The sequence below is a fragment of the Paenimyroides baculatum genome (assembly GCF_008629655.1).
Lineage (GTDB): Bacteria > Bacteroidota > Bacteroidia > Flavobacteriales > Flavobacteriaceae > Flavobacterium > Flavobacterium baculatum.
In genome coordinates, this window is the sequence record NZ_VWSG01000007.1 from 36,545 (window position 1) to 50,674 (window position 14,130).

Below are 14,130 nucleotides of genomic sequence, written 5' to 3' on the forward strand. Positions count from 1 at the left end.
TTTTGGTAAGTTTCGGCTTACCATTTTTATTTAATAACTTTATAAAAACAAATTTCTATGGCACAAGACAGCACCTCCGTAATTATAGAAACTATGCAATCGAGTTTTTTAAAATGGCGCGATTTTTCTCTGGATGACCGAATTTCGGTTTTAAAAGATATCAAAGAAAAGTTGCTTCAAAACAAACGCGATTATGCAGACGCAATTACAACCGACATGAACAAGCCAATAAAACTAGCAATTGCCGAGGTGGAGAAATGTGCTTACTTGTGCGATTATTACATAGAAAATGCAGCAAAGTTTTTAGAAAATCAGGAAGTAAAAACTGGTTGGAGTAAAAGTTATATTACGTTTCGTCCGTTGGGTGTATTATTGGGTGTTATGCCTTGGAATTTTCCTTTTTGGCAGGTGTTTCGTTTTGTAATTCCAAGTTTACTTACCGGAAACGTATTTGTGGTGAAACACGCAAGCAACGTACCTTTAAGTGCCAAAGCATTGGAAGATGTTTTTAATGTTGATACCATTGATTTCCCAATTTACAAAGATCTTTCTATAAAAAGCAGCGAAGTTGCCAATGTAATTGCTAATCCAATTATTAAAGCGGTTTCATTAACAGGAAGCGAAAACGCAGGAAGATCGGTTGCAGAAACGGCAGGAAAACATCTTAAAAAATGTGTATTAGAATTAGGTGGAAGCAATGCGTTTATTGTTTTGAATGATGCCGATTTAAACTACGCTGCCGAAAAAGCAGTTAGCGCACGCATGCAGAATGCCGGACAAAGCTGTATTGCATCGAAACGATTTCTGATTCAGGAGGATGTGTATGCACAGTTTATAGATTTGTTCAAACAGAAATTAAACACTTTGATTCTAGGCGATAAATACGATGAAACGGTTACTTTCGGAGCGATGGCGCGAGAAGATTTAGCGATAGAATTAGAACATCAATTGGAAAAAAGTGTAGCAAAAGGTGCAACAATCATTGCGGGCGGTAAACATAACGGAGCATTTTTTGAACCTACTTTGGTTACAAATGTTACGGTTGATATGCCTATTTTTGCCGAGGAAACTTTTGGTCCGTTGGCTGCAATCATGCCTTTTAAAACCATTGACGAAGCGATTGAATTAAGCAACAAATCAAACTTTGGATTGGGTGCAAGTATTTTTACTAATGATCCGCAACAATTAGATACTTATTTACATTTGTTTGATGAAGGTGCTTTGTTCATTAACGAAATGATTGTATCGGATCCACATTTGCCTTTTGGCGGTATTAAAAATTCCGGTTACGGACGAGAATTGTCACATTTTGCTTTGTATGAATTTGCGAATATTCAAACGGTTGTTGTGAAATAGATTAAAATGAAATTTAACTAAAATGAAGACAGAAGGAGAAATTTATTTTGTTATAAAAACTGAAAATCCTGATATTGATATTGACATTTTTAATCAATATTTATCAATAAAACCTACAACATTTGATAAAATGTTTGTAAAAGGAATTATTCCAAAGTGTACAAGTTGGATATATTCGTCAGGAAAATTGATAAATGCTGATTACTCTTTAGAGATCGAAAAATTAATTTCTAAATTAATAGATCGTCGGAAAGAATTTATCAATTTACAGAACTTTTATCCTGAATTTCAGTTTTCCATACAAATTGTAATTTATCTAGGAACAGATAATCCTGCATTACATTTCAACCTTAATATATTAAATTTTCTAAACAATATTAACACAGAGATTGATTGTGATATATACAATAGTTTAGCTAAGTAATTTAAAAAAGTTCTGACAAAATTTCTATTGACTTAACCTGTTTAAATCCTAGAATATGTATTTCATAATAAGCCAGCAACAGTTTTAAAAGTGTCCTTCGTTGAATATAGGTTAACTGTGTTTGCTTTTCGTTTACAGAAAGATCGAACAATTTTCGGAATAAAGCTGTTTCTTCATCATTAAAACAGTTTGGAGTATAATGCATGGTAAAACTACCTTCGTGCGGATTGAAATATATCGAATTTTTATCGGAATCATCAGGATAAAAACCCAAATATTTAGTAAGGTTTATTAAAATCCACAAATGAAAATCGGGCGAAAAAGAATGTTCATCGAACCAAACCAAAGTGGTTTTTAAAAACAGAAACAAATCACTGTTTGGCTGTTCTTCTTTTATGCTGTGACTTAAAACTTCAGCAATAAAAATGCTGACGCTGTTTTTGTAAAATTCCAACGAAATAGTCTGATACGGATAAGACAGCTTCAGTTCGTTAATATACTCTAACGAACCTTTATTTTTATGTGTCGCATCAATAGACAACTGATTCAACGGTTGAAAATACGCGCTGTTTAATCCTTTGTTTTTTGCCGAAAAAGCATTGCGTACAAAATAGGTTTTCAAGCCGAAATGTTGCGTAAAACATTTAACAATCAGACTTTTTTCCTGATAACGCAAGGCACTTAAAACAATAGCTTCGGTTTTAATCTGCATTAACGAATAATCATCACTTTTTTAACTGCGTCTAATTCGCCGTCTGCCGATGTAATAAAGATCATATATACACCAGATGGCACTTTCGTTCCAGAAAAAGAAAGCGTGTTCCAAGTTACCGTTCCACCTAACGATTTGGTTTCGTGAACCAGATTTCCTGCGATATCGGTAATTTTTACAGTAGCATCGCTAACCAATCCGCTGATTTTTACATCTCCCGAAAAACCAGGCTTCACAGGGTTTGGATACACTTTAATATTGTCTAAATCTGCTGTAGGTGTTGTTGCAAAGTTTTTAAAAGACACCATACCTTCACGTGTTACAAAATACACCTCTCCAGTAGATCCATCGATAGTTACAGCAGTAACATCGTTACTTGGCAGAGGAGAATTAGATGTTGTAAAATTATAAATAGTTTCATCTCTGTCAGAAATTAAAAACACTCCTGATTCTGCTATAGAAACCCATTTATTGTTCGATCCATCAATCGTAATATTTAAAATTTCCTGTTCATAGAACAATTCCTGCGCCTTGCCTTCTTCTTCAATAATGATATTAGTTGCTGTTAACTGCGTGCTGGTTAAAAATTGATCTATGTTTCTAATAACTCTTAGTCCTTTTGCTGTACCAATCCACAATGCATTTTTATAATCTATTGCAATAGATCGTACACCTACACTAGGCAAACCATTATTTGTGCCAATTTTCATTGCCTTATTGTTGCGTGTTTCGTTAAAAGCAAACAAACCACTTAAACGGCTGGCAAACCATTTGGTATTGTTTTTATCGATCACTGGCAGTAAATACGCATCACTTTCAGTATTATTGCTTTCAAGAATATTTGATATGTATTTATTAAACTGAATGTTTGTATTTATAGAAATCAAAGCGGGATCTGCACCTGCCGTATTTGTCATCCAACCTGTTCCGTTTCTGTCAAAAGCTACTCCATAAATACGTAAGTCGGTTGGGATAATAGGTGTAAAAACATCAGTATTTGTATCGTCGTAAACAGCCAGTTCCTTTTGGTTTAGATCGAAAATTCCCAATCCGTCGTTAAAAGTACTTAAATACGCGAAGTTGGGTTTTTGAGGATTGAAACTGATATTTACTGTTGATTGTAATCCGTTTAATTCTTGATTTGAAATATGTTGCCACGACTGCATATTTTTGTAGGTACTAATACCATATTTTGTTAACCCATTTGGCTGATAAGGATCCATAGCAACTCCATACCCTCCAAAAGTTAACCATAAATCTTTTTTGTTTATAACTGCCGACGAGATATTGTTACTTAACGGACCGCTTGGTGAAATAACTTCGATATTTTCTTTATTTTCTAAAGGCACTTTTAAACCACCGTTTTTATTGGATGCCAAATAATAATTTCCGTTAGAAAATGTAGCATCACTTACACCACCTTTTTCATCAAATGAGTAGATAAAATCGTTGTAAACCGATAAATCTGTAGCTCGTAAACGAGCCGCTTCTCTAGTAATTTCAATTAAAACATCGCCCGAAATACTAAATTTTAAAAAACCACCCCAAACATCACCTACATTATCAATCTGATTTGTTGCAGAGATCGTATTTAAAGATAAATCGTCCTTAACACCGATTAATTTGTTTGAAAAAGTTGCCAATTCAATCCAATTACCAAAATCAATAACCTGCCAATTGTTATAATCGATCAAATTACTGTTGATCGATGCTTTTTTAATTCCTTCGTTTTCAACCGCAGCATACACCTGATTATTAAAAATAGCCATTGTTTTTACGTTCGCCATTTCGCCACCAACTGCTACATAAAAGGTATCGCCAAAATGATTGTCGTTTAACCGAACCGTTGTTATACCGTAACCCGTAGCCAGATAGGCAAAACCGGCATGAATAACTATTTTATTGATTTTCTTTTGATTGTCTGGAATGTTGGTTTTAGAAAAAATATCGTTTAAATGATAAATTTTATCCGCAGCCAAGTCAATAATCGCTACTTTACCATTGTTGCTTCCTATAACTAACTTTTTATAATCTTTGGCATAACCAAGAGCATTAATTCCATTGATTTTTAAGCCACTAACGGTATTAAAAATCTCGGTTTCTTTACTATACTCGTTATAGGCAAAAACGCTGTTATCTGTTGCAACGTATATGTTTTGATCGTCTTTTTCAATGGCTTTTGTTTCCTGATACGAATAGTAACCTTTCCACAACTGGCTTGTTTGTGCTACTGAAACAAACGATACTAAAAAGAAAAATAATTGATAATAGAATTTCATACGGACTTGATTTCAAAGATTGAAACGTTTTTTTTATAAAAATAGTATAAATTGAGATATGTAACGCTATGAAATTAAAAAAGTCATTTCTAAAGAAATGACTTTTTATTCTGTTTGTTTTTATTTCAACGCCTGTTCAATATCGGCAATTAAATCTTCAATATCTTCTACACCAACGCTTAAACGCACCATATCGTCGGTAACGCCGATTTCTGCACGTTTTTCAGCTGGGATTGATGCATGTGTCATCAACGCCGGATGATTCGCTAACGATTCAACTCCACCTAACGATTCTGCCAAAGTAAACACTTTTAATTTCTCTAAAAACGAAATAGCATCGGCTTTTGTACCCGATTTAAACGTAAGTGAAACCATTCCGCCAAAACCTTTAGGCATTTGCTTTTTAGCCAAATCATGTTGCGGATGCGATGCCAAACCAGGATACAACACTTTATCAATTAGCGGATGTTGCTCTAAAAACTCCGCTACTTTTTGTCCATTAAAACAATGACGTTCCACACGTAAATGCAAGGTTTTAATTCCGCGCAAAACCAAGAAACATTCTTGCGGTCCCAAAGTTGCACCCGTTGCAAATTGTGTAAAATGAAGTTGTTTTCCTAATTCTTCGTCTTTAATAATCAAGGCTCCGGCAATGACATCTGAATGTCCGCCTAAATATTTTGTAGCAGAATGCATAACGATATCAGCACCCAAATCTAACGGTTTTTGTAAATACGGAGTTGCAAATGTATTATCAACCGCAAATAATAAATTGTGCTTTTTGGTAATGGTTGCAATCGCTTCGATATCTGCCAGTTTCATTAACGGATTTGTTGGTGTTTCAATCCAAACTAATTTAGTTTTATCGTTAATCTTCGATTGAAACAACTCTAAATCGTTCATATCGATAAAATGAAACTTAATACCTAAATCCTGATAAAATCGAGTAAATAATCTATACGTTCCACCATATAAATCGTCCATCGCAATTACTTCATCGTTCGGTTTCAACAAGCGCATAACGCAATCAATGGCAGCCAAACCAGACGAAAATGCCAAACCGCGCGCGCCGTTTTCAATACTTTCTAAAGCATGCTCTAAAGCAGTACGTGTAGGATTGTCGGCACGGCTGTATTCGTATCCAGTATGGACGCCCGGACTTGTTTGTGCAAAGGTTGATGTATGATAAACCGGCGGCATTACCGCACCTGTCGATGGGTCGTGATGCTGCCCGCCGTGTATAACTTTGGTGTTGAATTTCATAATTTTTAGACTTTAAAAAATATGAGCAAAGATACCACTTAAAACCGACTAAAATTTATAGATTTGCTTAAAATTAGAGGCACTGTTTTTAATGATAAAATATTTACTATTTATTTGTTTATCAGTAGGTTTTGTAAGCTGTAAGAAGGAAATTCCGTTGCAGATTACTACTAAAACCTACGATCTTAAATCGGATTTGGACTGTACGGCGGGCAATTGCACGTATGTTCATTTTGAAATTCCATTTGTATCGGGTAACGACGCGGTTTCAAAATCTATGAACAATCGTTTTTTTAAGTTTGTTCAAAGCATTGTAGCTCTTCAAAACGATAAAAAAACCAGTTCGTACGATACACTGGCATTAAATTTTATTCATAATTATAACGAAGTTTACAGAACCTATCCGGATCATGCTGTTGCTTGGGAAGCCAATTTTAAGGTAAACCATAAAGAGGTATCGCCTAAAGTTTATCAGGTAGTTTGGGATTATTATATTTTTACGGGCGGTGCACACGGAATGCAGGCTTCAAAGGTTTTTTTGTTTGATTTATCAACGGGAGATACCATTCCGACCAAAGATCTGTTCATCAATTTTGAAGGATTTAAACAGTATGCAGAAACCGAATTTAAAAAGCAATTGAATATTTCAAGCAGTTTGAACGATGCCGGATTTACTTTTGAAAAAAATCAGTTTAAATTGCCCGAAAACTTTTACGAAACCACAAACGAATGGATTTTATATTACAATACGTACGAAATTGCGCCGTATGTACAAGGATCAACCATAATAAAACTGCCTAAACAACAAGTAGAACGTTTTTTAAACCCACTTTACTTTAAAAATTAATTATTTTGAGCGTTTATAAAAATCTGTTTAAAACCACTTTAATCTACGGAATAGCTACGGTTGTTCCTAAAATGATTGGTTTTTTCATGACACCGTTTCATACTAAATGGCTGCCTGTTGGAGCATATTCAGACTACACGTTAATTTTTTCGTGGATGATGTTTTTCAATGTGGTACTTTCTTTTGGAATGGAAACGGCTTTTTTTCGCTTTTATAACAAACAAGAAAATAAAAACGAGGTTATTAATAACACTTTGTGGTTTTTAATTGCCGTTTGTGCTATTTTTTTAGGAGGGATTTATCTTTTTAAAGATATTATAGATGCTTACTTTGGAATTCCGCCAATTGTTGTTAGTTTTCTTATCTGGATTTTGGTTTTAGATACCTTGGTTGTAATTCCGTTTGCAGTATTAAGAGCCCAGCAACGACCGATAAAATACAGCTTTTTAAAAATTTTGAATGTTGCTGTTAACGCAGGTATTTCAATTGTTTTATTATATTTAATTCCTACTTATTTAGAGCAAAATCCGGCAAGTGAAATATCAAATTATTTTATTCCTCATTTTGAAGTAGGTTATCTGTTTATTTCAAACTTAATCGCAAGTGCTTTAGTTTTAATACTGCTTTCTAACTATTATCGAAATTTAAATCCAAAATTCAATAAAGTTTTATGGAAGGATATGATTATCTACAGTTTTCCGGTAATGATTGCAGGTTTGGCTTTTGTAGTGAATGAAACATTTGATAAAGTTTTTTTAAAAGAATTACTGCCCGAAAGTTTTAAAGGGCTTGGTTTGGCAAGTTATGGTGCCATCTATAAAATTGGTGTTTTTATGGTTTTATTTAGAACAGCCTATTCTATGGGAATTGAACCTTTCTTTTTTAGTTATGCCAAAAACGATGATGCACCTGTAAAATATGCTACAATAACAAAATACTTTATTATTTTTGGAAGCTTGGCTATGTTGATCATTGTAGTTCTTGCCGATTTTATTAAACCATTTTATATACCCGAACAAAAGTATTGGATTGCAATGGAAATTGTTCCATACATTATTTTAGCAAACCTTATGTTGGGTATTTACACTAATTTATCAGTTTGGTACAAAATTCAAGACAAAACAAAAATCGGAGCATATATTTCGGTTTTCGGAGCAATTGTAACAGTAGTTTTAAATTACATCTTAATTCCAAAAATCGGTTTAATCGGATCTGCCATAACAACATTAGCAGCGTATGCAACAATGATGCTTATTTCGTTTGTGTTGGGGCAAAAATCGTATCCAATTCCTTATGATAAAAAAGCAATTGCGCTTTATTTAGGAACTGCCGTTTTGTTTTCTTTTGGATACTTTTACAATTTCAGAGAGAATTATTTCGTTGGAATAACATTCATTCTTATATTCGTAGCATTGATTTATTACAACGAAAAAGTAATGATTCAACGCATATTAAAATCTGTTTTAAAAAAATGAAAATAAATATTATCAACAAATCGCAACATGCTTTGCCAAGCTACGAAACTATTGCTTCGGCAGGTATGGATCTGCGTGCAAACCTAACACAGCCAATCGTTATCGAGCCTATGGAGCGTGCATTGATACCAACAGGTTTGTTCATGGAATTGCCAATTGGTTACGAAGCACAAGTGCGTCCGCGCAGTGGTTTGGCATTAAAAAAAGGAATCACCTGTTTAAATTCACCCGGAACAATCGATGCTGATTACCGTGGCGAAGTCGGTGTTATTTTAGCTAACTTATCAAAAGAAACCTTTGTGGTAGAAAACGGCGAACGCATTGCACAAATGGTGATTGCAAAGCACGAACGTGCCGAATGGGTTGAAGCAGAAGAATTATCAACAACAGAACGCGGTGCAGGCGGATTTGGCAGCACCGGTGTAAAATAAAATCAGAAAAAAGAAAATGAAAATAATCGTACCAATGGCAGGTCGTGGTTCACGCTTGCGTCCACATACATTAACAACTCCAAAACCATTAATTCCAATTGCAGGTAAACCGATCGTTCACCGTTTGGTAGAAGATATTGCTAAAGTAATTAATCAACCAATCGATGAAATTGCATTCATTATTCACGAAAGTTTCGGTAAAAACGTAGAGAAAGATTTAGTTGCTATTGCAGAAAAATTGGGAGGTAAAGGAACTATTTGTTATCAAAACGAAGCATTGGGAACAGCGCATGCCATTTTGTGTGCTAAAGAAAGTATGCAAGGACCAATTGTGGTTGCTTATGCTGATACTTTGTTCCGTGCCGATTTTACATTAGATGCTTCAGCCGATTCTGTTATCTGGGTTAAAGCTGTAGAAGATCCATCGGCGTTTGGAGTAGTTCAATTGAACGATAAAAACGAGATTGTTGATTTTGTTGAAAAACCGACAGAATTTGTTTCTGATTTAGCAATTATTGGAATTTATTTCTTTAAATCTGCCGAAAATTTACGAAGCGAATTAGAATATCTTTTAGATAATAAAATTGAAAAAGGCGGCGAGTATCAGTTAACCGATGCGTTGGAAAACATGAAACAGAAAGGTTTGCGTTTTGTTCCGGGTAAAGTTGATGAATGGATGGATTGCGGAAACAAAAACGTAACGGTTGATACCAATAACCGTATGTTGAACTTTTTACATATCGATAATGAAAACCTTGTAGCATCAACAGCTGTTTTAGAAAATTCTACCATTATCCCGCCGTGTTATATTGGCGAGAATGTAGTGCTTAAAAACGCAACGGTGGGGCCAAATGTTTCTTTGGGCGATAATTCTAAAGTTGAAAACGCTACGATTAAAAACAGTCTGATACAAACCAACGCCACCGTAAAAAATGCCGATTTAGACAATGCAATGATTGGTAATTTTGCAAGCTTTAACGGTAAGTTTACCAACATAAGTATAGGCGATTACAGTGTGTTAGAATAATCATAAAAAAATCCGTGTTCGCGGATTTTTTTGTTTCTTTATAGTTTTAATTTCAAGAATGAAACAATTTTTTATCATATTAAGTATTGCTCTTTTTGCGGTTTCCTGTAAATCGTCAAAGAAAAATACGTCTGCGCCGGAAAATCAAACCGAAAATACTGCAGAAACTATTATCGTAGAACCAAAACCCGAAAACACTTCAAAAAAAGCAAATAAGAAAGCTGTTACCGAAATCGCCATTAATCATTATGCCTTGTTTAACGATTTTAATACGTTAAGCATTACTGCCGATGTTGATTATAAAGATAAAAACATGGATCAGTCGCCACGAGCGGATATCAAAATAGAAAAAAACAAGCAGATCTTAATTTCTGTAAAAATGTTCGGAATTACAGGTGCCAAGGTTTATTTAACTCCAGAACGAGCAAGCTATTACGAAATTGTGAACGGTACACATTACGATGGCAACTATAAATTTATTAAAGACTTTTTAGGAACCGAAGTAACTTACGAAAACGTTGAAAACTTGTTGTTAGGTAAGGCTTTTTACGATTTAAACACCAACGATTATCAAAAAATAAAAAGCAATGAATTAGAGTTAAGACTGAACCAATTCTTAATGCGTTTGGTTTTAGGATCTAAAAATCAGGTGTCATCAACAGAAGTTACCGAAGATAACGTTGCCGATAAACTGGTTATTCAATATCCGTCGTATCAGTCAAGCGAGAACATCTATCTCCCTAAAGAAATAAAAATTCACGCAATGCGCAAAGACGATGTACAAATCAGGATCGATTACAAAAAAGTTTCGGTAAATCAATCAGTTGATTTTAAATATAAAATACCAAGTGGTTCCAAAGCAATAAAAATTTAGTTATTTTTGAACAAAATTCAAAGTAATGCATCGCATTTTATCAATCATACTATTATTATTTTCCGTTAATACATTCGCGCAACAAGATTACGAAGCACAACAACGTAAGCTGGAAGAGCGTAAAGCCGAGATTTTAAAAGAAATCAAAGAATTTCAAACCTTGCTTAACACCAATAAAAAGCAGGAACGCAATATTTTGGCAGAATTAAACGAGCAAAACAAGAAAATAAAACTTCAAACCGAATTAATCAATAATTCGCAAAAACAGATACGAACTTTATCTAACGATATTTACGTAAACACACTGGCATCAAACAAATTAAGACGCGAATTAGGTGTTTTAAAAGATGATTATGCTAAAACCATCGTAAAATCGTACAAATCTCGATCGGAACAAAACAGAATTATGTTCATTTTATCGAGTAACAACTTCTTGCAAGCCTACAAACGTATGCAGTATATTAAGCAATATGCGAAATACCGTAAATCTCAAGGTGATGAAATTCGATCAAAATTTGAAGAATTAGAACGCATTTCTGCCCACATGGAATCGCAGAAAAACAAACAGCAAAAGGTTGAAAACGATCAACAAAGCCAGCGTAAAGAATTAGAGGTTGAAAAAGGCAAACAAACCGAATTAATGAGCTTGGTTAAAAAAGACAGCAAAAAATTCAGCTCTCAAATTAAGACCAAACAGCAGGAAACCAAAAAGATCGACCAGCAGATTAAAGCGATTATTAAAAAGATAATTGAAGAAGAAAACCGTAAGCGTCGTGAAGAAGAAGCGCGAAGAAAACGCGAAGAGGAAGCTAGAAACGCAAAATCGGGTACCAAAACAACATCAAAACCAACGGTTACAACAACAAGCGCTGCCGGTAAATTTGATATGACGCCTGAAGAAAAAGCTTTGGCAACAAGTTTTAGCAATAATCGCGGACGTTTGCCTTGGCCGGTTGAAAAAGGATATATTTCATCGCGTTACGGAACGGTTAAACATCCGGAATACGATATTGAATACGAAAACCACGGAATTGAAATCAGCACCGAAAAAGGATCTACTGTTCGCAGTGTATTTGAGGGTGAAGTTTCACAGGTTCAGGTAATCGGAAATTCGCGCACGGTATTCATTCGTCATGGAGAATATATTTCGGTGTATCAAAATCTGGCATCGGTAAGTGTATCAAAAGGACAAAAAGTATCAACCAAACAAAAAATTGGAACCGTTGGAACCAATTTTGAAGGTGTATCGGTTTTAAAATTCCTTATTACCAAAAACAGTGATTACAACAACCCGCAATCGTGGTTAAGCGCTAAATAATTATGGAAATGAAGAAACCTTTTAATTTAAAAAATTGGATCGATGAAAACAGAGGGTTACTAAAACCGCCTGTTGGCAACAAGAATATTTACACGGAATCGGGCGATTTTATTGTAATGGTTGTAGGCGGACCAAATGCCCGTAAAGATTATCATTACAACGAAACCGACGAGTTCTTTTTTCAGTTAGAAGGAAGTATTTCAGTAGCAGTTCAAACCGAAAATGGTAAGGAAGTAATGCAGTTGAATGCTGGCGATGTATTTCTTTTACCAGCTCAAACACCGCATTCGCCAATTAGAACAGAAGGATCGGTTGGCTTGGTTGTTGAAATGAAACGCGCTAATGCTGATGCTAAAGATGGATTGCTTTGGTTCTGCGAAAACTGTAACGAGAAACTATACGAAGTATATTTTCCGTTAGAAAATATCGAAACCGATTTTCTGCCTCATTTTAGACATTTCTATTCTTCGGAAGATTTGCGTACCTGCAAAAAATGCGGAACGGTTATGGAAGCAGACAATCGCTTTATTGGTTAATTTATACAATTTCAGCATCTTACAAAAAATATATAAAAACAAAATATTATCATAAAAAAGCAATGAAAACAATTTTATCGCAATTAGGCTTAAACAATACAAACCTGGGTTCATCAACAGGAACACAGTGGTTTGCAAACGGATCAGAGATTTCATCATACACACCGGTAAACGGTTCGTTAATCGGTACGGTTCAAACATCATCAAACAGTGATTACGAAAAAGTAATGAGTACTGCCGAAAAAGCTTTTAAAGAATGGAGATTAGTCCCTGCACCAAAACGTGGCGAAATTGTACGTCAGGTTGGTGATGCATTACGCGAAAACAAAGATGCTTTAGGTAAATTGGTTTCGTACGAAATGGGTAAAAGCTTACAAGAAGGTTTAGGAGAGGTTCAGGAAATGATCGATATCTGTGACTTCGCGGTAGGTTTATCTCGCCAGTTATACGGTTTAACAATGCATTCAGAACGACCAATGCACCGCATGTATGAGCAGTATCATCCGCTTGGAATTGTAGGAATTATTTCTGCATTTAACTTCCCGGTAGCTGTCTGGGCTTGGAATGCTGCTTTGGCTTGGGTTTGTGGTGATGTTTGTGTTTGGAAACCAAGTTCAAAAACACCATTATGTGCTATTGCATGTCAAAATATCATTTCTAAAGTATTCGAAAAAAACAATGTACCAGAAGGTGTTAGCTGTTTAGTTACAGGAAATGCTTCGGGAGATTTAATGAACAACGACAAACGCGTACCGTTGGTTTCTTTTACAGGATCAACACGTATTGGTCGTCACGTATCAAAAACAGTTGCAGAACGTTTTGGGAAAACTATTTTAGAATTGGGTGGAAACAACGCCATTATTGTATCAGAACATTCAGATTTAAGTATGGTATTGGTTGGTGCAGTTTTCGGAGCAGTAGGAACTGCCGGTCAACGTTGTACATCAACCCGTCGTTTAATTGTGCATGAAAGTGTGTACGACAAAACAATTGAAACATTGAAAAATGCTTACGGACAGTTGAGAATTGGCGATCCATTGGACGCTGCAAATCACGTTGGTCCGCTTATCGATACAAAAGCTGTTGAAGATTATTTAAAAGCAATTGAAAAAGCAAAAACCGAAGGCGGTAAAATAGTTGTTGATGGAGGTGTAGTTGAAGGTGCTGGTTACGAAAGTGGTTGTTACGTAAAACCATGTATTATTGAAGCTAAAAACGATTTCGAAATTGTTCAGGAAGAAACTTTTGCACCAATTTTATATGTAATGAAATACAGTACAATTGAAGAAGCTATTGATATGCAGAATAATGTTCCGCAAGGATTATCTTCGGCAATTTTTACAAATAATTTACGTGAAGCAGAATTGTTTTTATCGCAAGCTGGATCTGACTGTGGTATTGCAAACGTGAACATTGGTACATCGGGTGCAGAAATTGGTGGAGCTTTTGGTGGTGAAAAAGAAACAGGCGGCGGACGTGAATCTGGTTCTGATGCTTGGAAAGTGTATATGCGCCGTCAAACAAACACCATTAATTACGGTACTGAATTGCCATTGGCACAAGGAATTAACTTTAATTTATAAAATAC

General features: G+C 35.1%; 13 protein-coding genes. 10 read left to right on the forward strand and 3 right to left on the reverse strand.

What is annotated here, in order from left to right; genetic code table 11:
• The first annotated feature begins 57 nt into the window (after window positions 1–57).
• Together F0460_RS10175 and F0460_RS10180 are read left to right on the forward strand one after the other, a co-directional pair.
• The gene (locus tag F0460_RS10175) at window positions 58–1,356 is read left to right on the forward strand and encodes an NAD-dependent succinate-semialdehyde dehydrogenase (RefSeq protein ID WP_150012853.1); all 1,299 of its coding nucleotides are present in this window, start codon (window positions 58–60) and stop codon (window positions 1,354–1,356) included.
• A 22-nt stretch (window positions 1,357–1,378) separates the two neighbouring features.
• Window positions 1,379–1,780: a DUF4279 domain-containing protein gene (locus tag F0460_RS10180; RefSeq protein WP_150012855.1), complete on the forward strand. Its 402-nt coding sequence runs from the start codon at window positions 1,379–1,381 to the stop codon at window positions 1,778–1,780.
• Between the two features lies 1 nt (window position 1,781).
• On the opposite strand, the gene recO is transcribed toward F0460_RS10180, so the two are convergent.
• From recO to F0460_RS10195, 3 genes are all read right to left on the reverse strand, one after another.
• Window positions 1,782–2,492 (reverse strand): DNA repair protein RecO, encoded by a 711-nt coding sequence (recO, locus tag F0460_RS10185; RefSeq protein ID WP_150012857.1) that lies wholly within the window; start codon window positions 2,490–2,492, stop codon window positions 1,782–1,784.
• Window positions 2,492–4,771, reverse strand: a complete 2,280-nt coding sequence (gene porZ / locus F0460_RS10190; RefSeq protein ID WP_150012859.1) for a type IX secretion system anionic LPS delivery protein PorZ — start codon at window positions 4,769–4,771, stop codon at window positions 2,492–2,494. Before porZ ends, recO begins: the two co-directional genes overlap by 1 nt.
• Window positions 4,772–4,891: 120 nt before the next feature.
• A complete protein-coding gene (locus F0460_RS10195) occupies window positions 4,892–6,034 on the reverse strand; it encodes a cystathionine gamma-synthase (protein WP_150012861.1) in 1,143 nt (380 codons plus the stop codon).
• A gap of 91 nt (window positions 6,035–6,125) precedes the next feature.
• Here F0460_RS10195 and F0460_RS10200 point away from each other — a divergent pair, with 91 nt between their 5' ends.
• The 8 genes from F0460_RS10200 (at window position 6,126) to amaB (ending at window position 14,125) form a co-directional block, all read left to right on the forward strand.
• Entirely contained in the window at window positions 6,126–6,881 is a 756-nt protein-coding gene (locus tag F0460_RS10200; protein WP_150012863.1) for a DUF3298 and DUF4163 domain-containing protein, read from the forward strand.
• A 5-nt stretch (window positions 6,882–6,886) separates the two neighbouring features.
• Window positions 6,887–8,356 (forward strand): oligosaccharide flippase family protein, encoded by a 1,470-nt coding sequence (locus tag F0460_RS10205; RefSeq protein WP_150012865.1) that lies wholly within the window; start codon window positions 6,887–6,889, stop codon window positions 8,354–8,356.
• A complete protein-coding gene (gene dut, locus F0460_RS10210; RefSeq protein ID WP_150012867.1) occupies window positions 8,353–8,787 on the forward strand; it encodes a dUTP diphosphatase in 435 nt (144 codons plus the stop codon). The genes F0460_RS10205 and dut overlap by 4 nt, the downstream gene beginning before the upstream one ends.
• A 16-nt stretch (window positions 8,788–8,803) precedes the next feature.
• Window positions 8,804–9,814 (forward strand): sugar phosphate nucleotidyltransferase, encoded by a 1,011-nt coding sequence (locus F0460_RS10215; protein ID WP_150012869.1) that lies wholly within the window; start codon window positions 8,804–8,806, stop codon window positions 9,812–9,814.
• A gap of 58 nt (window positions 9,815–9,872) precedes the next feature.
• Complete coding sequence (locus tag F0460_RS10220; protein WP_150012871.1) at window positions 9,873–10,688, forward strand: DUF4292 domain-containing protein; 816 nt, start codon at window positions 9,873–9,875, stop codon at window positions 10,686–10,688.
• 25 nt (window positions 10,689–10,713) lie between these two features.
• On the forward strand, window positions 10,714–12,006 hold the full coding sequence (locus F0460_RS10225; RefSeq protein ID WP_150012873.1) for a murein hydrolase activator EnvC family protein: 1,293 nt from the start codon (window positions 10,714–10,716) through the stop codon (window positions 12,004–12,006).
• Between the two features lie 2 nt (window positions 12,007–12,008).
• The gene (locus F0460_RS10230) at window positions 12,009–12,542 is read left to right on the forward strand and encodes a 3-hydroxyanthranilate 3,4-dioxygenase (protein ID WP_150012875.1); all 534 of its coding nucleotides are present in this window, start codon (window positions 12,009–12,011) and stop codon (window positions 12,540–12,542) included.
• 62 nt (window positions 12,543–12,604) lie between these two features.
• Window positions 12,605–14,125, forward strand: a complete 1,521-nt coding sequence (gene amaB, locus F0460_RS10235; protein ID WP_150012877.1) for an L-piperidine-6-carboxylate dehydrogenase — start codon at window positions 12,605–12,607, stop codon at window positions 14,123–14,125.
• Window positions 14,126–14,130: the final 5 nt, after the last annotated feature.

Coding starts and splice junctions, on each gene's coding strand:
- F0460_RS10175 (WP_150012853.1), top strand. CDS start 58: ATGGCACAAGACAGCACCTCCGTAATTATAGAAACTATGCAATCGAGT.
- F0460_RS10180 (WP_150012855.1), top strand. CDS start 1,379: ATGAAGACAGAAGGAGAAATTTATTTTGTTATAAAAACTGAAAATCCT.
- recO (WP_150012857.1), bottom strand. CDS start 2,492: ATGCAGATTAAAACCGAAGCTATTGTTTTAAGTGCCTTGCGTTATCAG.
- porZ (WP_150012859.1), bottom strand. CDS start 4,771: ATGAAATTCTATTATCAATTATTTTTCTTTTTAGTATCGTTTGTTTCA.
- F0460_RS10195 (WP_150012861.1), bottom strand. CDS start 6,034: ATGAAATTCAACACCAAAGTTATACACGGCGGGCAGCATCACGACCCA.
- F0460_RS10200 (WP_150012863.1), top strand. CDS start 6,126: ATGATAAAATATTTACTATTTATTTGTTTATCAGTAGGTTTTGTAAGC.
- dut (WP_150012867.1), top strand. CDS start 8,353: ATGAAAATAAATATTATCAACAAATCGCAACATGCTTTGCCAAGCTAC.
- F0460_RS10215 (WP_150012869.1), top strand. CDS start 8,804: ATGAAAATAATCGTACCAATGGCAGGTCGTGGTTCACGCTTGCGTCCA.
- F0460_RS10220 (WP_150012871.1), top strand. CDS start 9,873: ATGAAACAATTTTTTATCATATTAAGTATTGCTCTTTTTGCGGTTTCC.
- F0460_RS10225 (WP_150012873.1), top strand. CDS start 10,714: ATGCATCGCATTTTATCAATCATACTATTATTATTTTCCGTTAATACA.
- F0460_RS10230 (WP_150012875.1), top strand. CDS start 12,009: ATGGAAATGAAGAAACCTTTTAATTTAAAAAATTGGATCGATGAAAAC.
- amaB (WP_150012877.1), top strand. CDS start 12,605: ATGAAAACAATTTTATCGCAATTAGGCTTAAACAATACAAACCTGGGT.